We start from the raw sequence: 23,339 nt of genomic DNA, 5'->3' as shown, positions 1-23,339 counted from the left end.
ACGGAAATCTTTTTATATTTACCTTATAATAGGTAAAAAACCAACTTATTGATTATTAATAGTTATCAAAGCTAAGAGTTTATTTTATGTCAAATCATGTAGAAAATTTAAACAATGACAGCCAAAATACCGTCAATCAAGCCGATACCATCAATCAAAACATTATCAGCCAATTTTTTAACAGCGAACAAAAAACCAAACACAACGAAGATTTTCGCACCGGTCATATTGCTATTGTCGGCCGTCCAAATGTTGGTAAATCCACACTGATGAATCATATTTTGGGGCAAAAATTATCCATTACCTCGCGTAAACCACAGACCACTCGCCACCGAATTATGGGCATTTATACCGATGACGACATGCAGGCAATTTTTGTAGACACGCCTGGCATTCACGCCAAAGAAGTGCGTATGATTAACGAACGCATGAACCAAACCGCAACATCTGCCTTGGCTGATGTAGATGTGGTATTGTTTGTGGTAGATGGTTTAAAATGGGTTGGTGATGATGAATTGGTATTTTCAAAACTGCAAAACTTAAATCTACCCATCATTGCTGTGATTAACAAAAGCGATACAATTAAACATAAGGGTGATTTGTTGGCTTTGTTAGAAAAACTTCACAATACAGGCATTTTTAGCGATGTTATACCGATCTCCGCCTTGCGTGGACATAACTTAGATACGTTATTAAGCGTTATTCACAAGCATTTGCCAATTTGTGAACCGATTTACAATGCCGAACAAATGACTGACCGTTCGGAGCGTTTTTTGGCAAGTGAAATCATTCGCGAAAAAGTCATGCGAACGTGTGGTGATGAAATTCCGTACGATCTGACCGTACAAATTGATACGTTTAAAGATGAAGCCGCCCATCAAGATCCAACAACTGGCAAATGGCGCAAAGCGATAACCTTTATTGATGCGACGATTTTTGTGGAACGCAAAGGACAAAAAACCATTATCATCGGCGAGGGCGGTGAAAAAATCAAACAAATTGGTATGGATGCACGCCTTGACATGGAAAAAATGTTTGAGAAAAAAATCATGCTAACCCTGTGGGTAAAAGTGAAAAAAGGTTGGAGCGATGATGAAAGGGCATTAACCAGTTTGGGTTATTAAGATCTAAAACCTTTTATCCGTAATCTTTAACCACAAAAATCTTTAACCACAAAAAAAGCACAAAACAAATTGTGCTTTTTTATTTGTTAACTTTTTATTTGTTAACTTGTTACTTTGTTTTGTTAAACATACCAACCATTACTTAACACTATCTAACATATAATCAACCGCATTGGTAACTTCAACATCTAATAAATCTGCTTTACCACCTTTGGCAGGCATGGCATTAAAACCGTTAATTGCATTGTTATGCAACGTGGTTTTGCCTTTACCAATCCTAGCTGACCAACTTGCTTTATCACCAAATTTTGGCGATCCTAACAAACCTGTGGCATGACAAGTATGACAAACGCCCTCGTAAATGGTTTTGCCATCACGCGGATTGTTTGGATCGGCAGGACCAAGTTGAGCTGCGATGGTGATATCACACTCTTTGCCCTCAAAACACACTTTGCCTTGAGGGGCGATGCGCGCGATTAGATTTGGGTATAACGCAATTAATTTTTGGACTTGTGGTGGATCTTGTGGAATTTCTTCTTTTTTTGCTGGTGTTGGTGCTGATGCAACGCTGGCAGTGGCACTGGCGGTAGCACTGGTTGCTGGTGCAACGCTAGAAGCGGTAGCACTGGCTGTCGGTTCGGCTTGGCTGACAGCGACACCCGCTAGGCTTAGCATGGCAACAGCTGATAGCATAACTACTTTTTTCATTCGTTACATTCTCTTTATTTTCAAGGGTTGCACCGCCATGTATTGACATTTTTTAACACAATGTGCGATGTTTGTAATATTTTCCCTACTATTATAAGGGAAAATCTAAGCAAAAATCTATGATTTTTTATTGCTTTTTAACCCCTAAGCATTTTTTTTAATAAATCTTGCTCCACAAACAGCACCAAAGCAATATAAATCAACAGCAGTGCGTTGGATAACCAAAAGTTCATCGCAAAAACACTCACAATAATCACGCTAAACAGCATTAAAATTGCCAAAAATCCGGTGATTTTTTTGGTTTTATACGGAATTGGATATATTTTTTGTCCCAAAACATACGAAATTGCCGTCATGCTAACATACACCACAAGCGTTACCCAAGCTGACACCATAAAACCGTATTTTTGCAAAAATAAAACGTGCAATAAAATCGTAAGCCCCGCTCCAAACCAAGAAATTGCCGTGCCAATTTTGGTGCGATCGGTAACTTTATACCAAGTGGATAAATTGTAATAAATCCCAAAAAACAAATTGGCAATCACAATAATCGGTACAATATCTATTGCCGTCCAATAACTGCTATCTGTGATAAACAGGCGTTTAAGCCAAGAAATATTGGCAATAATCCCTAAGGCTACAACAGATGCAAACAAGGTAAAATACTCGGTCAGTGTGGCATAAGTTTTGGTGGCATCGGCATTTTTCATTTGTTTAAACAAAAACGGCTCAATGCCCATACGATAAGCTGTAACAAAAAGTGTCATTAGTACTGCTAATTTATACACGCCACCATATGCCCCTGCATCGCCTTTGTCAATCCAATAATATTGCATGATTTTGTCAAAATTTTCATTCACCATAAATGCCAATCCTGCCAACATTACAGGATAAGAATAGTTTAACATTTTTTTAAACAAATCTTTATCAAAATCAAATTTTACTTTGACAATGATTGGCAATAACATGACAAAAGTTGCAAAACTTGCCACCAAATTACTAAAAAATGGGTAAGAAACTTGCTGATGCAAGCCGATACTTTTGGCAAAATCCACAGACACAAAACGAAATAAAACAATCACAAGCACCGTCTGAATCAAAATAGACGACACGCGAATGACGGAATACCTAATGGGTTTGTTGTGAAAACGCAACCACGCAAACGGTATGGTACACACAGCATCAAAAAACGCGATCCACGCAAACCAACGTAAATACTCAGGGTTTTTTGCATAATCCAACAAAACAGCAAGCGGATAATTCAACAACAAAATCACGAGCAAAAATAGCGTTGCAAGACCGGTTACAAACCAAAACGAGGTATTAAACACTTTTTGATGCATGCCATTCTCGCCTGCATAGCGAAAATACGAGGTTTCAAAACCAAAAGTTAGCATGATGTTGATAAACGCGATCCACGCATATAAACTGGTAAAAATTGCAAAGGCTTCTTTGTCTATATAATTGATATATAAAGGATTTAATAAAAAAGTGATAATCCGTGGCAAAATTGCCCCAATCCCATAAATAATCGTTTCGCCCAACAAACGTTTAATATTCACACGCCACCTATTTGGTTTTTTTAATTGTTATTGTTATTGTTATTGTTTTTGAGTTGAAGGTAAATTTTGTGTACTTGATTGACTTTTTCTTTGGTCAAAAGATTGATCAAATTTTGCCAAATGCTGTGATAACCATAGCCACCTTGTAGCATTTCTTGTTTGGCTTGCTCAATTGTCCAGTTTTGCTGAATAATCCGATACATAGCAATCACAATCCCTGTTCGGTCAGAACCGTGATAACAATGCACCAATACTTTTTTGCCTAGTTTTTGTTGATTGTCAATTTCCAACAAAATTTTAGCAAGTTGTTCTGGGGTTACCGCCCACGTTTTTAACGGGTGATTGATTAAAGTAAAATTCTTATTGTTAAGTTGCTCTTCATTTTCATCACGGTTAAAATAACGCAAGTTAATAATTGCATGAATGTTTTGCGATTTTAACAGGTTTATATCTTCAGACAACATCTGTTCACTTCGAAAAAGCTGGTCGTCCACTTGATAAAAATTACTATCCGCTTCAATAAGTTTTGCCCAATGACTGGGACGAGGTTCCGGCAAAGGCGGTATGGCACAAGCGGTCGCTGCGATAACGATAACGGCAAGAGCAAAGCGTTTTTTTTGCATAGGTTTTACGTGAATGGGTTAATTTTTTAAAGTGTATAGTTTAATCAATTTGCCCCAAAAAAGCATTAATTTTTAGCAAAACACAACTCAAAGCCACAACGCAGTGCAAAGCCACAACATGTTGCCAAAACATGTTGCCAAAACACACTGCTAAAAATATACTGCTAAAGTAGTAGTTTTTTTACCATTGGTTGAGTATTTTTGCACAAAAAAATCTTTTATAATAACCAGCAAACCAAAAACTTAGGCAACGCTTAGCACAAAATTATAATGAAAACCTTGTCAATCGGCTCGTCATCTCACCTTAAAACAGCGATCGGTATCGGTCAATCGCCCACACACGATTTACAAAACCAAACGCACACACCTGTTTTGATTGATAAATTTCATAGACAACTGACTTATTTACGCTTGTCAATTACTGATTTTTGCAATTTTCGTTGTGATTATTGCTTACCAAATGGCTATCAAGGCAAACGCCCAAACAACGAGCTTACATTGTCTGAAATTGACACACTCATTGACGGTTTTAAACGCCTTGGTACAAAAAAAGTGCGTCTAACAGGAGGTGAACCGTCTGTTCGGCGTGATCTTGGTGATATCATTGCCATCGTTAAATCGCATGGCATTGCCAAAACAGCCATCTCATCAAACGGCTATAAACTGCACAAACATTTATCCGCTTGGCAACAAGCCGGGTTAAATCAACTCAACCTTAGCGTAGACAGTTTTAATCCGAAAGTGTTCAAAAAAATCACAGGTTTTGATACACTGGCTACATTGTTACAAGATGTGGATACATTGCTTGATACCACCGACATTCACCTAAAGATGAATGGTATTTTAAGGGCAGATACCGTTTATGACAATCTGATGTCCGTCCTTGATTTTGTCAAAAACCGCCCTGTAACTTACCGTTTTATTGAGTTTATGCAAACTTCAGACAATCAAGATCTGTTTTTTGCCCAAAACCAAACCGCGACACTCATTAAAAATCACCTTGCCAAAAACGGTTGGAAATTACGCCCAAAACACAGCGATGACGGCCCTGCCCTTGAATACGTTCATACTGATTACGCAGGCAGCATTGGCATTATTGAACCATATCACAAAAATTTTTGTAACAGTTGTAACCGCTTGCGTGTTAGCAGTCTTGGCAAGGTGCATTTGTGCTTGTTTGACAGTCAAAATTACGACATTCGTAAGTTTTTACAAAATAATGACACGCCAGGGTTGATTGATGCGCTACAAAACCTAATGCCAATTAAACCTGAACATCATGATCTAAACACTCATAGCGGATTGATGAAAAATTTATCCTTGGTTGGTGGTTAGTTTTTGTCCGCGGTTTTGGCAACGATTTTGCCAATTGCTTGTTAAAACATTTGTTAAAAGATTTGTTAAAACATTTGTTAAAACATTACATAATTTTAATTTACCTAGGAGACGTCATGTGTAAACTTTGCAACCATTCTGTTCACACAACCAACAACCATACAGATAGCCCAAAAACCGCCAAACCGTTTATCCCTTTAAATATCGCGGTGTTAACCGTATCAGACACACGCACACTAAATGAAGATACCTCGGGCAAATATTTGGCAGACAGTATCATTGAGGCAGGGCATACGTTGTTTGAGCGAACTTTAACCACTGATGACATTTATCAAATTCGCGCGGTGATTAGCAACTGGATTGCCAACCCAAATGTTCACGCGGTGATTACCACAGGTGGCACGGGTTTTTATGGGCGAGACAATATGCCTGAGGCGGTGGCAGTATTGTTTGATAAATCGGTAGACGGTTTTGGAGAGATGTTTCGCCTGCTCTCAAAAGATGAAATTGGCATGAGTACGTTACAATCTCGGGCAATAGCAGGCATGGCAAACAATACAGTGATTTTTTGTTTGCCCGGATCAACAGGAGCGTGTCGCACAGGTTGGCTAGGAATTTTACAACAACAACTGGACAATCGCACGCTTCCTTGTAATTTTGTACCGCATCTTATGCGCCAAAATCCTAAGCATTAACCAATTAAACATTAACCGATTAAGTATTAACATGATAACGCTATCTGGCATCTTAATTTTAGCAGGAGGGCAATCCTCTCGCATGGGCTCACCCAAAGCATTATTGCCCATACCAAGCAATAACGCCAATAGCGATACTTTGCTTAATTTTCATATTCAGCACGCCAAACAAATTAGCAACACGATTAGCAACATAAACCACTCAATTACAATTTTAATCGGCAATAATGACAAAAAATTTAGCCTGCCAAATGATGTTATCGCGATCAGTGATTATATAAAAAACGCAGGGGCGTTATCATGCTTGCTAAATGCGTTTGTTTATTGTCAAAATCACAGGCTAACTGGTGATTACATTTTGGTAGCAAGCTGTGATAATTTAATCGGTATTGATAAGCTATATAATAAACTTATTAAAGCAAAACCTAATAGTCAAGTGATTTATCTTACGCATAACGATAAAGATTACCCACTGCTTGGACTGTATCGTTTGGATTTGATAACCGATCTAAAAACCTATTTGGATAATGGGGAACGCTCTGTCATGAAGTTTTTGAAAGACAAATCTGTACAAAAAATTGCCATGGATACCGGTTGGCAAAATTTGGCAAATTTTAATACCCTTGCTGAATTTCAGCATGCTTTGCAATATTTTAACCCATTAACCCAATTTTAAAACCTAATTAAAGAAGACAAGCCATGCCAAATTTAACCCACTTAGACGCAAACGGTAATATCACAATGGTCGATATCGCCGATAAACCCACGACTGCACGCACCGCCACAGCCACAGGCAAGGTTGTTTTTGCACCAAACATTTACACCAAAATAAAGCAAGCCTGCGGACAGACCAAAAAAGGATCGATCACCGCCATAGCTCACATTGCAGGCATTATGGGAGCGAAAAAAACCCACGAGCTTATTCCACTATGTCATGCCTTAGCGCTTGACACGGTAAAAATGGATTTTGATTATGATGATGTCAATCATGCTCTTGTGGTTAGTGCCACTGCCAAAACCACCCACAAAACTGGCGTAGAAATGGAAGCCCTTACCGCGGTATCTGTCGCGTGTTTGACCATCTATGACATGACCAAAGCACTTAGTACCAAAACGCCCAATACCAAAACGCTTAGCAATGACATTGTGATTGGTGATATTTGCTTGGTTAATAAAACCGGAGGAAAATCTGATTATGCCAAATATTTGTAATGACAGTCATAAAATTCATGATAAAAAAATTAACGTATTGTACTTTGCCAGTCTTGCCGATCATGCAGGCATTGACGAAGAACAGCTTATGGTAAATGACGAAACCGCTGGGCAAATTTTTGACAAATTATCGCAAAAATACAATTTTTCATTGAGTAAAGACAAAATCGCCGTCGCTATCAATCATGAATTTAGCAATTGGCAAACACCCATCAATCACGGTGATATATTGGCATTCATTCCGCCTGTGGCAGGAGGTTAATATGGTTTTGAATAAAAAACCACACCAAAACTCATCAAGCATATCACTTAGCGAATATGAAGCATATCAAACCGCGATTCATCATGGTTTTGCTCTGCTTGACAAACCCATTGATGACAGACAGCTAAAAACAGCACTATTAAACAACAACTGTGGAGCGTTGGCAACCTTTGAAGGGTGGGTGCGTAACCACAATAATAAACGCACGGTTACCCATTTGACCTATTATGGCTATGAAAAACTTGCCCTCAATCAAGGCAAAAAAATCATACAACACGCCAAAGAAAAATTTGACATACAGCACGCTATTGCTCTGCATCGCATTGGCGATCTTAACGTGGGTGATATGGCGGTATGGATTGGCGTTACCGCCCATCACCGTTATCCTGCTTTTGATGCGTGTCGCTGGTTGCTAGATAGCATAAAATCAGACATTCCTGTATGGAAACAAGAGTTTTACGCCGATAGCACCAAAAGTTTATGGCTTTCTAACAATGGATAGCCAAGCAACCAAAAAAACCACAATCTTTAAAATAAATTTTTATAAAAATCAATCATCTATAAAATTTTTGAAAAAATTTAAAAAAAGTGCTTGACTTGGTTTTAAAAATCCTTATAATATGCAACACAACGAAACAACAGACAAACAAAAAATCTTGTGAAAGTTTGTTTGTAAAAGTTTGTTGATTTAAAATGCGGGAATAGCTCAGTTGGTAGAGCACGACCTTGCCAAGGTCGGGGTCGCGAGTTCGAATCTCGTTTCCCGCTCCAAATTCTAAAAACCACTTATGATTAAGTGGTTTTTTATTGTGTGCGTTTTTTACGCATGGATTTTTTATTGTATGGATTGATTGCACAGATTGATTGTATTGTGCCTTTTTTTGGGCTAAACTATCAATATCTGCCACAAAATCTGCCAACCTAAACCATGCCAAGTTTATCCAATCAATCTCTTACCAAACACGCTTTTGCCAAAATCAATTTGTTTTTGCACATTACAGGCAAACGTGATGACGGCTATCACAATTTACAAACCGTTTTTCGCTTGATTGATTTGTATGACGCGCTGACGTTTTGTCCAACCAATCAACAAATTCCTGCTAATTTTAACCACAACAATTTACCGATTCGGTTAACCATACAACAAGAAAATCACGCCAATCAAACAATTACCGAAAATTTGTCGGATAATTTAATCGCCAAAGCCGGGCTTGCCCTATTGGAATTTGCCAAAAATCAACAAAAATTAAGCATTGCACAAATCAGCCAATTGCCAATCATTGACATTCATTTAACCAAAAAATTGCCAATGGGAGCAGGACTTGGTGGCGGTTCATCTAACTGCGCAACAACGTTAACCACACTCAACGAAATTTGGCAACTACAGCTTAGCCAAACAGAGTTAATCCAAATTGGAGCAAGCCTTGGGGCAGATGTGCCAATTTTTATCCTTGGACAAAGTGCAATTGGCGAGGGAATTGGTGAGCTGCTAACGCCAATTACACTGCCCCCACAGCAATTATTGTTGCTAATGCCAAATTCTCATATCAATACCAAACAATTGTTTGCAAATTGTAATTTACAGCGCAACTGCCAAACCCTATCTCACGCATTTTTACGCCAACATACCGCGGATTTTTGCGACCATTTAAGCAAAGATTTTATCAATGTATTTGAGCCAATTGTTAGCCTGTTATCACAGCCTGTTTGTCAAGCACTCAAATATTTACAAAACTTGGCAGATAGCAGCAAAACCACGCCACGCATGACAGGATCTGGCGGATGCGTGTTTTTGCCCTTGCCCATGGATTTAGACCAACAAATCAACCAACAAACATTGGCAAACTGGCAAAAAAACGCCCCATGTAAAAGCGTCATCGTAAAAACACTATAAAATCCACGCAAAAAAAACAACACATCAAAAACAAAAAAAGGAACGCAATGTTCCTTTTTTTGTCAAATTTTAAAATTTGATTATTTTGCTTCTTTAACACCGTCAACAGCATCTTTGGTAGCATCAGCGGCTTCTTTAGCAGCTTCTTCTGCGTTTTCAGCAGTTGCTTCTGCTTGTTCAGCGGCGGCGTCATTACCCATTGCAGCGGCGTCAGATGCATTTTCAGCAGCGATAGATGCTGTGGTTGCAGCAGCCATAGCAACAGAAGCGGCTTGTTGGGTAGCATCATCATGTGGTGCAGATGCGGCATCAGCCATAGCAACAGAGGCAGCCTCTACTGCTTCAACTTTTGCTTCATGAGCTTCTTCAGCTGGTTTTGAACAACCAGTTAATGCCAAAGTTGCCAACAATGCAGATAATGCAATTGATTGAAATTTCATACAATTTCTCCTAAAAAAGAATTTAACCCCATCTTTACCTACTCTGGTTAAAACTTATTATCGCTTATTGTCAGTTGTGTTTTTTGCAAAAACAGCGTATTGAGTTCTTACACAATCCAAACATTTTTTGAATTGGTGAATGATATATCCACCCAAGTCTGCAACAAGCACATCGTTTTTGTTTTAATCTGCTTCAAAAACAGACACAGCGTTTAAAACAGATACCAAAGTTGTTTTGATGCTTCGCTACACTATCAATCTATTCATTTGCGATGATAACATAGATGATGATAACATCGATTTAGTTAGATTTATTTAGATCTTAAGAAGCGGTTAGAAACCTGTTAAATTAAAACCTATTAAATTAAAGGGGTTGTTAATAGAATGTACGCGACATATAAAGCGAACGTATTTTAGCCCAGTTTTTTTAAAAAGAAAATCTTTTTTTTGGCTAAATTGTAACAAATTATTTAGTTTTTGATAAAAAGATATCTTTTTTCGTAAAAACTTAGAAATAATATTCTAACACAAATGTTTATTAGTTGTATAGTATCTTTTTATTTATTACAAATTCTTTAGATTTTTTTAATTATTATCAATAAGTTAGCTTAACCATGCCATCTTTAACGCATAAGCAATGATCAAAGGTGATAAAATTAGTGCAAAAATACTTCCTGCCAATAACAACGCCAAAATCGGTAACCCATTCATGCCTGTGGCAAACAAATCCACAGCACCTGTTGCAAAAATCAACACAGGCAATTGCATTGGCAATGCCATCAAAGGAACAAGTATTGCCCCATTTTTTAGCGACAAGGTCAAACTACTGGCAATTGCCGATAGACACAATAACAATGGGCTACCGACAACAATTGACACGCTTAAAATCAATGTATCACGAGCATCTAAACCAAACAGTGGCATTGCCAAAATTGCCAAAATTGCCACCATGCCTGCACTTGTAAGCCAATGCACCATTAACCTTGCCAACACCCACAAAGACAGTGATGCACGAGCCACAACCAACTGAGCAAGCGTGCCATTTTCCAATGCAGGTTTAAACAGATTGTCCATACCCATAACCAATGACAACAATCCTGCAATCCACACCGCAGGTACGCCAAGCTGTTTTAACAGTTTTGGTTCAGATCCGACAGTAAGCGGAAACAAGGTAATGATTATCAAAAACAACACAAGCGGATATAGCCATTGCATTTTGTTTTGTTGTTTGATTTGCCATTCGCGTTGCCAAAGGGTAGAAAAATCAACCGTATTCATGTTAAATTTGTGTTGCACTCAATGTTTGTAGAAATAATGTTTGTAGAAATAATGTTTGTAGAAATAATGTTTGTAAAAATAATGTTTGTAGAATAAAGATTTATTTGGGTTAAAAATATTAAAAACCATCAGATAAACTTTTGTAAATCCAAGGTTTTATTTGCCACAGATACGGTTTGATGACTGGTTAACAACACCGTACCGCCTTGATTGGCAAAATCTTGCATGATTTTTTCAACTTTTGCGATCATATTTATGTCCAAGGCGGTCAATGGTTCATCTAACAACCAAAACGGTATTGCATCGGATTGTTTGACACAAAACCACAAACGAGAAAGCCCTACGCGACGCATCTGTCCTGCCGATAACTGATAACAAGCAATGTCTTCATAACCTGCCAACCCAACCCAGTGTAATGCTTGCGACAGTTCATCTGCTGTTGGCTTGATAGCATATAACCCCAACAAAAAGCGTAAATTCTGCTTCACACTAAGCTGTGCATGAATGCCAACTTGATGGGCAATGTACAGTGGCTGCGTGGGTAGATTTGGCTTGCCTTGGTATAAAACTTCACCTTGTATTATCGGAATTAAACCCGCCAATTGCATGATAAACGTGGTTTTGCCCATGCCATTTTCACCGGTTAAATGACAAATATCGCCTTGATACAGTCGAAAGGATACATGGTTACATAAGACAAACTCACCGCGTTGAATGGCTACATCACAACACGCCAGTACAGGCTCGGTAGATTTTATTGCAGAACTGGAAGTGGGTGGCTGATTTGGCATACTGATTTTACACAAAAAATTTGCTGTATCTATTTTGCTGTATTATAGCGATTTATCATGAATTTTGCCAATTTGGTAAAAAAGTCAATTTGGTAAAAAGCCAATTTGGTAAAAACAAAAGCCTCTTAACGCATTAAAAGGCTTTATTGAATTTTACAAAATTAAATTTACAAATCGTTTGTTAAATTTGTTAGACTTTGGCACGGCTTTGCATTTCTATCAGCCTTTGAATTGCAGAAAACAAATCCTCTTCACTAAAAGGCTTACAAATAAAGCCTCTTGCGCCATATTGTAATGCCTGTAAAGCCGTTGCCTTGTCCGATAACGCCGACACAACCAGAATACTCACGCCCGTGCCTTGCCCTATGATTTTTTGAATGCACTCTAAGCCGTCCATTTCAGGCATGGTTAAATCCATCGTGACAAGGTCAGGTTTGTGTTCAGCAAATTTTTGTAACGCTTCCACACCATTACTGGCAGTGGCAACAATTTCAATATCACTATTGGCAAAGCTGCGCTCAATACGGTTACGGATAATATTGGAGTCATCAACTATCATCAAACGGTATGCCATAATTTTTTAACCTCATTGTTAAGGCAATCAATATTTTATTTTAAGATTTAAAAAACAAAACCTTGATTGAAAAATAATATTATAGGGGTTTATCGTGGAAAAGTCACGCTCATTTGGGTAAATTGGTTCGGTTGACTGTTCATACCAAATCTGCCTTGCCCCTCCATTGCCAATTGACGCACGATATCCATGCCCACGCCACGTCCTGCATCTTCATCTTGTTTGTCGGCGGTGGATACGCCTGCACTTAACATCAAACGCACCAAATCTTTTGACTGTAGGTTTTTGGCTTGCTCTTTGGTAACTTGTCCAATTTCTACCGCCTTATCGCGGATTTTTTCCCAATTAATGCCTTGGCCATCGTCGGTAATGCTCAATTTTTGTTGATTGTCAGCAATATTTTCCAGACTTAATGTTACCACGCCCAATTCAGGTTTGCCTTTGGCAAGGCGTTCGCTAGGGCTTTCGATACCGTGCACAATGGCATTTTTTAGAAACTGGGTTGCAATGTCTTTATATAAGTGGCTTTTTTCTTCGCTAATTGACGTATTGTCAAAACCATTCACCGAAACCACAACTTTTTTGCCTTGTCGATTGGCAATGTCATTGGCATAGTTGCCAAAATAATCTTGCCAATAATTGTCTTTAGTGGAAATTGGATCGGATTTATGGGGGTTTATCAGTGCAATTTTGCTCTCGGCGGATTGATTTGTTGCTTGATCTGTTGGTTTGGCGGCCACATTTTCATCTTTTAGATTTAGGCGTAAGGTCAACTCTTCAATAAAATTCACCATATCCATCAATTCATTTAACGCAATGGTAAAACTTAAGAAATCATTGCCTGTTAATTGGCGTCTTTCCAGCAGTTGTTTGACTTGAGATTCTTGTTTTTCAACAATATCCACAACTGCATTAAGTTTAATCGCCGATGCATCGCCTTTTAGACTGTGGCTTTCACGATAAAGCTGTTGTGCTTTGTGCAATAGCGTATCGGATTGTTCCATTTTTAACACATTATTCATGCGTTCAATCCGCTGTTTGGTTTCTTTGATAAAGTTGTTTAACTGGGTTGGATTCACCGTTAACAAATAACTAATCATCTCAATTTGACGATCGTGTTGTTCACGGTCTTTTTGCATTTGTAGTTCCAAACGCACCTCGTTGGTTACATCTACCACGCTTACGAATACTTTTTCTACGTTTTTACTAACTTCGTCCATCACGCGCAAAAAGTTAAATTCCAAAAACTTGGTATCGGTAATGCCTTTTTTATTCACATAAGACACCAGCACTTGTTTTAATGGATTTAAATCTTGGATTAAATCCTCCACCACCCAACTGTTGTAAAGTTGATCAATAAACAGCTTGGTAGTGTCCATGTCTTTTTGGCTAATCATACCTTTTAACAAGTCATACATGCAGCGCCCTGCAATGTTTTTTTGTTGCAGAATTTCCTCAAGTTTACCTGAATATTGATCGGCGATTCTTAAATCTTTGTCAATCAGGAATAACCCTTCATTGACTGTATTCATAATATCGTCGGTTTGTCTTTGTGCAATGAGCAATTCTTCATGCGCTGCGGCCAATTGTTTGTCCGATTTGAACAATTGACGCAATGCCCCAAAAATAATCCCTAAAAATAACAAAAACGCAATTGCCATACCAACAACCTGTACCATGCGTAACTGGGCGGTTTGTTGTTGGATATTGTTGTTAAGATAGTTGGCATAATCATTTGTTTCATTGCTTAATGACAAATTATACAAACGCGTATAATCCATCAGATATTCAGCGGTATTTTTACTAAGTTTGCCAGCTTCATTGTCTTTAATAAAGTTTTCAAGCAACCCTTGATACGGCGTCCAAATGGTTTGGATAGCCTCTAAAGTTTTGATTTGGTTAGGATCGGTTGTTGCTGTAATGACGGTTTCATGCCCATTTTCACCTTTAACCACGCCACCTTGTTTAAAGGCCTGTAGGGTTTGGTCAAACAATTGGTATTGCTCGGTAATTTCTTCAAGTTGAAAAATCGCGGACTGAGGCAAATCCGTTATCGAAACTTTTTCTACCGATACATTGTCTTGCTTAGTGTTATATTGCTTAGTGTTATATTGCTTAGTGTTATATTGCTTGGCGTTTGGGTTGGTTGTTGACTGGGGGGGGGAGATGGCAGCATTCAAATACAAATTTGTATCAAACAAGTTTTTTGACAACCGCTGCACCAAAACTGTTTGTTGCGATGCCAAATCAAGCTCTTGAGTTGCTTTGGCAATGCGATGAGACACAACAAACGTTAAACTGGATAAAAGCAAAATCAGGGCAAAAAATGCACCAATTAATACAATCAAAAACTTATACTTGGTAAAAATTCCAACTTGTTGGGTATTGGCTAAATTCGTTGACATGAGCGATATTCCAAAATGAGGTTGATATCAAAACTTACTTGGTTTCTTGGTATGGCACTTGAATCACATTGTGTTCCATTTTATACTCAATGCCTTGCAAAGGTGTAACCCCTGCTGCTAAATTTGCCGCCAAGCGCAACGATGATTTGGCTTGATTGTCAAAATCATTTAATACGGTTGCGGTCATTTCGCCTGCTTGAATGGATTTAACTGCATCTGGTGTTGCATCAATACCAAAAACCGGTAGTTTTATCCCTTTTTCTTTAAGCGACAAAACTGCACCCAATGCCATACTGTCATTGTTTGCCAAAATCACTTCTACTTTAGAAAAATCAGGCAATTTTGTCCATGTGTCTAACAGCTCTTGTGCTTTGGTTGTGTTAAACATCGCATAATCTTGGAATACTTTTTCTACAGGAATGCCTAAACTTGGATAGTTTTGCATCGTGCCAATCGACCATTTGGTGCGTGCTATCGTCCCTGTGTGATTGGGAATGCCCTCAAGCATAGCAAATTGGATAACGCCGTCTTTGTTTTTATCCCAACTGGGGTTATTTTTCCATGTTTCCAGCACTTTTAGCCCTTGTAACACGCCTGCTTGCGTTGCATCGCCGTCTACAAAATACGCCGTTGAACAACTGGCAAGGTTTTTATCGCCCGGGTTTCGGTTAAAAAACACCAATCCAACTTTGCCACAATATTTATCAATCACCGCTTTGCCTTGGTTAACATCTACCAGATTAATCACCAATGCTTTTGCACCTTTGGCAACCATTTCATCTAGTTGTTTGTCTTGGACAGCTTGGTCATTATTGGCATGATCAATCAATAACGTAAGATTTGGCTGATTTTTTGCTTCTGTTTCATAGGTTTTATAAGCCCCTTGGAAAAAAGGGTTGCTTTCGATACTGCTCATACTCATTCCCACTGTACTAACAGGGTATTGGGAATAATCTGCCGTTGTGGCGGTGGGCTGTGTCGCAGTAGAACAAGCTGTCAAACACACACAACCGCCCAAAAATAGGGTGTGGTTAGCGATTTTCATTCAGCACCTTTATTAATACAATGAGAAAAATAACTGGCTATATTTTAACAAAATTTAACGATATAAGATATCCTTAAATTCATTAAGAGCTAAATATTATTACTAATCTGCAAAAAATACAACAAAAAATTAATGTTTTAGCAAAATTTGGTTAGAATTTTATGAACCCAACAGTCAAGCTGTAGCAATTGCTTGGATTTTACCGATGGGTTGGAATAATTAGGTGGTTTGGCAGGTTTTATGGCTATAGCTTGAGAAATGCTTGCGAACCGTAGCGGTTTAGCTTTGCGGTATTTAAGGCTTTGAGCATGGTTACTTATTTGTTAAATAGTTACTTATTTATTAAATAGTTACTAGCAAATTTTTAATTGAATTTCAATGAAAGCAGTTACTAGCCCCACTTCCAACACAACTCACTTTCCAAACCTCTCAATTGCCTCTTTTAAAACCACACTGTCATCAAAATCATAACGCACGCCGTTAATTTCTTGATACGTTTCATGTCCTTTGCCTGCAATCACAACAATATCATCTGCACGGCTATTTTTTACTGCAAATTCAATTGCCGTTTTGCGATCAGGCTCAATCTGCGTTTTGTAATGTTCATTGCACGTCATGCCCTCTTGCATGTCTTTTAAAATAGCAAGCGGATTTTCTGTGCGTGGATTGTCAGCGGTTAACACAACTTTATCAGCAAGTTTTAACGCCACCTGCGTCATCAAGGGGCGTTTGCCTTTATCACGATCGCCGCCACAACCAAACACAACCCAAAGATCGCCTTTGCAATGCCCTTTTAAACTTGTTAACACTTGCTCTAACGCATCTGGCGTATGGGCATAATCCACAATAAACGCACCCGCTTTAGACGCCACTTTATCCATGCGTCCTGTTGCACCTTTTAATTGCTCAATGGCAGATTTTACCGTATCAAAAGGCATGCCAATTGCCATTGCCGCTCCAATACTTGCCAAAAGATTTGCCACATTAAACCGCCCCAAAAGCGGGCTTTTAAAACACATCTCCCCAAAAGGTGTAACAACGGTTAAATCAACACCATCAAGGCTTGGCGTCATGGTTTTGGCAAAAAAATCCGCCTTATCGTCGTTTAGACTGTACGTCCACACATTCAAATTTGACTCTTTGGCAGTATGAATAAATTCTTCACTCATTTTATCGTCAAGGTTAATAATAGCATGAGTAAGTTGTAAAAACAGATTTTTGTCAAACAATCTGGTTTTGGCATGCACATAATCGTCCATATTCTCATGATAATCCAAATGATCGCGCGAAAGGTTGGTAAAAATTGCCACTTGTATTGGCAAACCCTGCAAACGGTGTTGGTGCAAGCCGTGAGAACTTGCTTCAATGGATAAAAATTGCACGCCTGCTTTGGCAACATCATGCACAGCATGGTGCAAATTAAACACTTCCATGGTGGTATGCGTGGCAGGTTTTAGTTTTAGCACGCCCTTACTCATCACGCCATTACCCGCCGTACCCATAACGCCCACTGTTTGACCGCCAAAAAAAATCAATTGAGCAACAAGCTGGCTAACTGTGGTTTTGCCATTTGTGCCTGTAACAGCAATGATGCTCGGTAATTTGGCAGGACAATCAAACTGTAAACTTTGACAAATCAAATCACCCAAAAACTTGCGAATGGTTGGCAAATAAATCACCTTATCAGATTCATTGACAATATCAGACACATCAATTTCTGACAATACAAACGCACACTTGTCTTTAGCAGAATTTAAATATATTTTTATGCTATCTAAATCAGTTGTTGCATTTGGATTTTGAGATTTTAACAAAACAAACACATCGCCACATGCTAACTTTCGGCTGTCTACTTGTAGTGATTTAAAATCAATCTTTAAGACAGAATTTAGTGTTTTTTTTAAATCATCGGTCAAATTAAACTGTTGTAATTGCATAACATTCCTTATTTTGTTCATAAATTTTTAACTATCTTTTAAATAAAAAGCTGGCTTAAAAAAATTACAAGTCATTGACACTTTCTAAAGTAACTTGCGTGGTTTCTTTGCCTGTCAAGGGTTTGTCAAAAGGTATGTTGTATAAGCGCAAGGTTTCTTTCATGACGTTGCGAAATACAGGAGCTGCAACCAGTCCGCCAAATTTTTGCAATTGCGGATCTTCTACCATAATTGCAACCACAAAACGTGGCTTGCTTGCCGGGGCAATACCAACAAAAGAGGTGCGATACTGGTTATCATAATAACCCCCTTTTGGATTGGTGCGTCTAGCCGTTCCTGTTTTGCCTGCAACTTGATAGCCATCAATGGCGGCTAATTTTGCCGTACCGCCTTCTTCGGTAACACTTGACATCATATCCACAATTGCCAAAGCATCGCTTTGCTTGATCACCTGATATGGTTTTGGTTTGGCAAATGGTATGGCAACACTGTTCATGTTATTGCTATTCATGGCATTATCACGGATACTTTTTACCAAGGTTAATGGATAAAAAACCCCGCCTGAACCCAATATTGTGTATGCTTGAGCAAGCTGCGCCAGCGTAACATCAATGCCATAACCGTAAGCTACCGTACCACGCTGTGATATTTCTTTGACATCAGGGGTTGGCACAATGCCTTTTACCTCACCTGGAAAATCCAAATTGGTTTTTTTGCCAAAACCAAAAGCTTTTTGTCCATCGCTCATCACTTGAGGTGGCAGTGATAACGCAATTTTTGCCGAACCTATGTTACTGGATTTTTGCAATAATTGGCGTAAACCAATCACCCCTAAATTACCATGGTCGCGGATAGTATGCCCTTGTAATTTCATACTGCCCGGGTTTGTGTCGATTTTGGAATTCATGTCGTATTGCCCTGAATTTAAACCAATCGCAACGGTAATAGGCTTCATGACTGATCCGGGTTCAAATTTATCAACCACTGCATGATTGCGCTGATTTTCATTGGTCATGCTGTTTAAATCATTGGGATTAAACGATGGCCAATTTGACATAGCCATAACCTCGCCTGAATTCACATCTACAATCATACCTGTCGCCCAGCGTGCTTTTTGCACCCGTCCAACGCGTTCAAGCTCTTGATACAAAATATATTGCAAACGGCTGTCAATGGTAAGTTTAATATCCTTACCTGCCACCTCAGGCTTAATTTGCTCCAACTCTTTAAGGCGGTTGTTTTTGGCATCTTTTATCACACGCATCTCGCCTACCGAACCTGCCAACGCATTCTCAAAAATTGCCTCAATGCCTGATTGTCCGCGGTAATGCCCCTGCTCTTTGTCCGCAGAACGCGACATAAAACCGAGCAATTGGGCATTTGGTTGTGGTTGTGGGTAAAAACGCTGATAAAAATGTTCAATATTTACGCCAACAAACTCTGCATCTATGATCGGTTGTGCCCTTTCTGGATTTACATTTTTCATCAACATAAAATAATGCGAGCCTGCCCCTGTTGGAAGCACGGCTTTTACCGCTTCTTTATCATTAAAATCAATGTTGTGATTCAGATGTAGTGCATGATGAAATTGTGCCACATCAATGCCTGTCAATGTCGCCAGTTTTTGTAAATCCATATTTTTTAAACGTTGCTCTACCCGAGCTTTGGCTTTATTTACGCTTTTACTGGGTTTGGCTTTGTTAAGACTTGCTTCTTTGGCTTTTAAGTTATAATACTCAACTGCATAATCATGTGGACTAAAAGTTAAGGTTACAAGTGGGGCGGAAATTGCAAGCGGAATGTTATTGCGATCAACAATCATGCCACGATACGGCGGTTGTTTTACCGTGGTGGTAATCAAGGTATTGCCTTTTTCTTGATAAAATTTGGCATTAATCACCTGCACATATGCCACTCGACAAAACACCGCTCCAAAACACAATATCATAAGCACCCACACGATCTTAAAGCGAACACTGTCTTCTTCTACACTCCCACGCATGGATGCACCCACGCCTTTTTTTGGCTTAGGTTTTTTCGGTGTTTTGTTAAGATTTTTTTTATCGCGGTTAAGGTATTTTAACATCTTGTTGCCTGATTTTGCCTAAATGCTTGCCTGATTTTTGGCAATGTTGCTTAAGTTTTAATGTTGGGTTCGTGGGTCAATGACAATGGTTTGGGTTGTAGAAGTTGTTGCATTGTTTTTGGCATTGTTTGTCGTGTTGTTTTTAAGTGCTGCACCGTTGTTAATCACAATGCGATCGGATACATTGGGATAAAACATGTTTAATTCTGATACCGCACGATTGGTTACTTGTGGCGTGGCACTAAAAGTTTGCTGTTCAATCAATAGACGCTGGCGTTCCACTTGCATTTGGCGAAAAGATTTTTTTAACACCTGCAATTTGCTGTAATTTTCATGATAATCTTGTACCTGCTCCACAACCTGCGTCCCTGTCCACAAAATTGCAATCACCAAAAGCAACAATGCCACATAATAAGGACTGATGCCCTGATAGTCATTTTGCAAAATCTCATAAATGTCATTTTGTACAGTTTTTGGGTTTTGACCAGGCTCGTTGCTTGGTTTTTTGGCGGTAGTTTTTTTATCAACTTCTGTTGAGTTTTTTTTCGGTTTAACAAAATTTTCAACCACGCCTTTTACATTGTCAAAAAAGCTCGTACGAATTGATTCAGGCTGAGAATTGGCTTGGGTTTTGTGCATGGTTGTTACACCGTTTTTAAGTCTTAAAGCGTTAAATTTAACTGATGATTATACTGATAATGCTTGCTTATTGGCGTTGTTAACACCGCGATAAACGAGGTGCAAAACGTAAATACGCACTTCTGGCACGCAGATTGTGCTTAATTTCTATCTCGCTTGGTGCAATACGACAAGGCTTACCGAAGTATTTTGGGCGGATAGGCGGTATCGGTAGTTTGTCATCACCGTCATGATAGCCTTTGCTGTGATTGTTAAAAAACCGCTTAATTATCCTATCTTCTAATGAATGAAAACTAATGACTGCAAGTATGCCACCAGGCTTTAAAACCTTGATACAATCATCTAAAAAAATTTGCACATCGTCCAATTCATTATTGATAAAAATTCGCATTGCCTGAAAGCTCTGGGTGGCAGGGTGCTTGCCTTTTTGCCAATTTGGGTGGGCTTTTTTGATAACCTCAGCCAACGCTAAAGTAGAATTGTAATCACTCATTTGTTTAATTGCCCTAGCAATTCTACGACTGTGGCGTTCTTCACCGTATTCATACAGCACATTGGCAAGCGTTTGTTCATCAACCGTCATTAACCATTCACCAACGGACTGCCCACAACTTGTATCCATACGCATATCCACCACGCCATCACGCATAAAACTAAAACCGCGGCCAGCATCATCAAGCTGTGGACTTGACACGCCCAAATCCGCCATAATACCATCTACGCTGTCAATATTTAAATGTTGCAACGCACTTTTTATATTGGCAAAACTGTCATGCACCACGCGCACACGCTTGTCAGTTTTAGCAAGATTGTTGGCAACTTCTATCGCCTGCGGATCTTTGTCAAAAACAACCAAAGTTGAGTCATCGGTCAAAAAATTAAGCAAAAGCCTGCTATGTCCGCCACGCCCAAACGTTGCATCCACAAAAACCCCCAGCTTTTTTTCGCCCGATTTTTGTAAATCATTCAGTGATTTAACCGCCAATACCCCAGCCACTGTTTCGTTTAACAACACAGTTTCATGAGAAAAGTTAAGATTTTGCGTATTGGGTGAATTTGGCATATTTTTTAGGTTGTGAGTTTATTTTTTAGGTTATAAGTTTAATCGCTGAATTTAATCGCGCTGAATTTAATCGCTAAGTTTAATAACTAATAAGGCTTAACAAACGTGTTATTGTAGCGTATTTTTGGCTTTTTTTAAATAAACAGATGAAAATAAAAAACCTTTGCTAAACAAAGGTTTTTTGATAAATTTTTAACCGTTAACAGTTTAACTTTTTCAATGTTTTACTGTTTTACTTCACTTGACAATTTCATGTCTACATTGCCTTGCACCGCTTTAGAATAAGGACAAATTTCGTGGGTTTTGGCAACGATTTTTTGTAAATCTTCATCGGTTACATCGCCTGTTGCTATTACGTGAATGTTGCCTGACAAATAAAAATTGTCATCACCTTCTTTATTTAATGCTACGGTGATTTGTACCTCATTTTCAAACGTTTTGCCAAACGCTTTTTTAACCAAACCTAACGCACCATTAAAACACGCTGAATAACCAATTGCAAACAATTGTTCAGGGTTTACGCCGTCTTGCTTTTCATCTGCAGGTGATACCAGGTTAAAGGTTTTGTCGCTGTCGGATAAAGTTGCCACACCGTTTCTTGCACCTGTATTGGTTGCGGTTGTTTCGTAAATTTTTGCCATAAGAATGTCCTTTTTTAAAAAAATATGGTTTAAATTAGCATAATTTTTCTGCCAATTGTATGTTAATTGTATAGCATCTTAGTAAGAATATGTAATTTAAACTGTCAATTTATCCCTAAAAACACAAAATAATACTTTTTTTGATACATTTTTTTTGCAAAATGCTTTATTATATAGCATATTTTTGAGTCAAATTTTGTGCTTATGTCAATCCAACTTCCTCCATATCGCCCTGTCAAACGTCGCAATGGCTTACAAGTCATGCTTGCGTCTATTCATGCGCTGCTGATGCGTGAGTTACAAACACGTTTTGGTGGTTATCGTTTGGGGTATTTTTGGGCACCGCTTGAGATTATTTTTCAGGTGGTAATGTATGTGATAATTTTTGGTACGGTGATGAAACGTGTTTTGCCTGGTATGGAATACCCACTATTTTTGTTATCAGGCATGATACCTTTTTTTATGTTCCAAAAAAACGCAACCCGGGCTTTAGGAGCGGTGGACGCCAATCGCGGTTTGCTCATGTATCGCTCTGTTCGACATATTGATGTGATTTTGGCACGTTCATTTTTAGAGTTTTTGATCTACTTTTTTACCTTTTGGTTATTGCTTGGCATGTTGTGGGGGCTTTTTGGCACAACGATTAGTTTTGCCAATCTGCACATTGTGTTATTATGTTGGATTGGGCTGTTTTTTTTCAGCTTGGGTGTCGCTTTAATTATGATGGTTGTTGGACATTACGGTGGTGAGATTAGCAAAATTATCAGCATTGTTTTTACCATTTTGTATTTTGCCTCTGGGATTATTTATTCCATTCACATTGTACCACAGCCGTACTTAGATTATTTATTGTACAATCCGTTTGTGCATAATATTGAACTTATTCGTCATTCATTGTCGCCTACTTATCCGAACCATCATATTGATATTTGGTATTTTTTTAAATGGATGATAGCGGTAGATTTTGTCGGTTTATTGCTGTATAAAGCCTGTGAAAACGATTTTATCCGCAAGCGTTAAGAGTA

General features: G+C 38.6%; 23 protein-coding genes and 1 tRNA gene. 10 read left to right on the top strand and 14 right to left on the bottom strand.

Annotated features, from left to right (window positions below; genetic code table 11):
- Window positions 1-86 precede the first annotated feature (86 nt).
- Complete coding sequence (gene era / locus MOMA_RS03245) at window positions 87-1,124, top strand: GTPase Era (RefSeq protein ID WP_009767187.1); 1,038 nt, start codon at window positions 87-89, stop codon at window positions 1,122-1,124.
- A gap of 138 nt (window positions 1,125-1,262) precedes the next feature.
- On the opposite strand, the gene MOMA_RS03240 is transcribed toward era, so the two are convergent.
- The 3 genes from MOMA_RS03240 to MOMA_RS03230 form a co-directional block, all read right to left on the bottom strand.
- A complete protein-coding gene (locus tag MOMA_RS03240) occupies window positions 1,263-1,832 on the bottom strand; it encodes a c-type cytochrome (RefSeq protein ID WP_009767186.1) in 570 nt (189 codons plus the stop codon).
- Window positions 1,833-1,969: 137 nt separating this feature from the next.
- Window positions 1,970-3,394, bottom strand: coding sequence for a lipopolysaccharide biosynthesis protein (locus MOMA_RS03235; protein WP_009767185.1), 1,425 nt, complete (start codon window positions 3,392-3,394; stop codon window positions 1,970-1,972).
- A 20-nt stretch (window positions 3,395-3,414) separates the two neighbouring features.
- On the bottom strand, window positions 3,415-4,017 hold the full coding sequence (locus tag MOMA_RS03230) for a dual specificity protein phosphatase family protein (protein ID WP_009767184.1): 603 nt from the start codon (window positions 4,015-4,017) through the stop codon (window positions 3,415-3,417).
- Between the two features lie 270 nt (window positions 4,018-4,287).
- Between MOMA_RS03230 and moaA the strand changes: the two genes are divergently transcribed.
- From moaA to ispE, 8 genes are all read left to right on the top strand, one after another.
- Window positions 4,288-5,352: a GTP 3',8-cyclase MoaA gene (gene moaA, locus MOMA_RS03225; protein WP_009767183.1), complete on the top strand. Its 1,065-nt coding sequence runs from the start codon at window positions 4,288-4,290 to the stop codon at window positions 5,350-5,352.
- A gap of 116 nt (window positions 5,353-5,468) precedes the next feature.
- Window positions 5,469-6,047, top strand: coding sequence for a molybdenum cofactor biosynthesis protein B (moaB, locus tag MOMA_RS03220; RefSeq protein ID WP_051012718.1), 579 nt, complete (start codon window positions 5,469-5,471; stop codon window positions 6,045-6,047).
- Window positions 6,048-6,078: 31 nt separating this feature from the next.
- Window positions 6,079-6,723, top strand: a complete 645-nt coding sequence (mobA, locus tag MOMA_RS03215; protein WP_040624794.1) for a molybdenum cofactor guanylyltransferase — start codon at window positions 6,079-6,081, stop codon at window positions 6,721-6,723.
- Between the two features lie 23 nt (window positions 6,724-6,746).
- The gene (moaC, locus tag MOMA_RS03210) at window positions 6,747-7,259 is read left to right on the top strand and encodes a cyclic pyranopterin monophosphate synthase MoaC (RefSeq protein ID WP_009767180.1); all 513 of its coding nucleotides are present in this window, start codon (window positions 6,747-6,749) and stop codon (window positions 7,257-7,259) included.
- Window positions 7,243-7,521: a molybdopterin converting factor subunit 1 gene (gene moaD / locus MOMA_RS03205; protein ID WP_009767179.1), complete on the top strand. Its 279-nt coding sequence runs from the start codon at window positions 7,243-7,245 to the stop codon at window positions 7,519-7,521. The genes moaC and moaD overlap by 17 nt, the downstream gene beginning before the upstream one ends.
- 7 nt (window positions 7,522-7,528) lie before the next feature.
- Window positions 7,529-8,023 (top strand): molybdenum cofactor biosynthesis protein MoaE, encoded by a 495-nt coding sequence (locus MOMA_RS03200; protein WP_040625012.1) that lies wholly within the window; start codon window positions 7,529-7,531, stop codon window positions 8,021-8,023.
- A gap of 193 nt (window positions 8,024-8,216) precedes the next feature.
- Window positions 8,217-8,292: transfer RNA gene (locus MOMA_RS03195), tRNA-Gly, on the top strand.
- A gap of 157 nt (window positions 8,293-8,449) precedes the next feature.
- Window positions 8,450-9,415, top strand: a complete 966-nt coding sequence (gene ispE / locus MOMA_RS03190) for a 4-(cytidine 5'-diphospho)-2-C-methyl-D-erythritol kinase (RefSeq protein ID WP_009767177.1) — start codon at window positions 8,450-8,452, stop codon at window positions 9,413-9,415.
- 80 nt (window positions 9,416-9,495) lie between these two features.
- Here the strand turns inward: ispE and MOMA_RS03185 are convergent, their stop codons facing one another.
- The 11 genes from MOMA_RS03185 to MOMA_RS03135 form a co-directional block, all read right to left on the bottom strand.
- Entirely contained in the window at window positions 9,496-9,855 is a 360-nt protein-coding gene (locus MOMA_RS03185; protein ID WP_009767176.1) for a hypothetical protein, read from the bottom strand.
- 603 nt (window positions 9,856-10,458) lie between these two features.
- Entirely contained in the window at window positions 10,459-11,133 is a 675-nt protein-coding gene (locus tag MOMA_RS03180) for a heme exporter protein CcmB (protein WP_009767175.1), read from the bottom strand.
- A 128-nt stretch (window positions 11,134-11,261) separates the two neighbouring features.
- Entirely contained in the window at window positions 11,262-11,924 is a 663-nt protein-coding gene (ccmA, locus tag MOMA_RS03175) for a heme ABC exporter ATP-binding protein CcmA (protein ID WP_009767174.1), read from the bottom strand.
- A 190-nt stretch (window positions 11,925-12,114) separates the two neighbouring features.
- Window positions 12,115-12,498, bottom strand: a complete 384-nt coding sequence (locus MOMA_RS03170; protein WP_009767173.1) for a response regulator transcription factor — start codon at window positions 12,496-12,498, stop codon at window positions 12,115-12,117.
- An 89-nt stretch (window positions 12,499-12,587) separates the two neighbouring features.
- Entirely contained in the window at window positions 12,588-14,903 is a 2,316-nt protein-coding gene (locus tag MOMA_RS03165) for an ATP-binding protein (protein WP_009767172.1), read from the bottom strand.
- A gap of 34 nt (window positions 14,904-14,937) precedes the next feature.
- Window positions 14,938-15,948 carry a galactose ABC transporter substrate-binding protein gene (locus tag MOMA_RS03160; RefSeq protein ID WP_051012679.1) on the bottom strand — a complete coding sequence of 337 codons (1,011 nt, stop codon included), beginning with the start codon at window positions 15,946-15,948 and terminating at the stop codon, window positions 14,938-14,940.
- A 413-nt stretch (window positions 15,949-16,361) separates the two neighbouring features.
- Window positions 16,362-17,885 carry a UDP-N-acetylmuramoyl-L-alanyl-D-glutamate--2,6-diaminopimelate ligase gene (locus MOMA_RS03155; RefSeq protein WP_009767170.1) on the bottom strand — a complete coding sequence of 508 codons (1,524 nt, stop codon included), beginning with the start codon at window positions 17,883-17,885 and terminating at the stop codon, window positions 16,362-16,364.
- A 64-nt stretch (window positions 17,886-17,949) separates the two neighbouring features.
- Complete coding sequence (locus MOMA_RS03150) at window positions 17,950-19,971, bottom strand: peptidoglycan D,D-transpeptidase FtsI family protein (RefSeq protein WP_009767169.1); 2,022 nt, start codon at window positions 19,969-19,971, stop codon at window positions 17,950-17,952.
- Between the two features lie 57 nt (window positions 19,972-20,028).
- Complete coding sequence (locus MOMA_RS03145) at window positions 20,029-20,610, bottom strand: cell division protein FtsL (protein WP_009767168.1); 582 nt, start codon at window positions 20,608-20,610, stop codon at window positions 20,029-20,031.
- 79 nt (window positions 20,611-20,689) lie between these two features.
- Window positions 20,690-21,673 carry a 16S rRNA (cytosine(1402)-N(4))-methyltransferase RsmH gene (gene rsmH / locus MOMA_RS03140; RefSeq protein WP_009767167.1) on the bottom strand — a complete coding sequence of 328 codons (984 nt, stop codon included), beginning with the start codon at window positions 21,671-21,673 and terminating at the stop codon, window positions 20,690-20,692.
- A gap of 224 nt (window positions 21,674-21,897) precedes the next feature.
- Window positions 21,898-22,314, bottom strand: a complete 417-nt coding sequence (locus MOMA_RS03135; protein ID WP_009767166.1) for an Ohr family peroxiredoxin — start codon at window positions 22,312-22,314, stop codon at window positions 21,898-21,900.
- Window positions 22,315-22,518: 204 nt separating this feature from the next.
- On the opposite strand from MOMA_RS03135, the gene MOMA_RS03130 reads away from it, so the two are divergent.
- Window positions 22,519-23,334 (top strand): ABC transporter permease, encoded by an 816-nt coding sequence (locus tag MOMA_RS03130; protein ID WP_009767165.1) that lies wholly within the window; start codon window positions 22,519-22,521, stop codon window positions 23,332-23,334.
- The last annotated feature ends 5 nt before the right edge of the window (window positions 23,335-23,339 follow it).

The organism is Moraxella macacae 0408225 (assembly GCF_000320365.1).
GTDB classification, from domain to species: Bacteria; Pseudomonadota; Gammaproteobacteria; order Pseudomonadales; family Moraxellaceae; genus Faucicola; species Faucicola macacae.
Note: the sequence above shows the minus strand (reverse complement) of the source record. Positions and strands in the feature narration are given on the sequence as shown.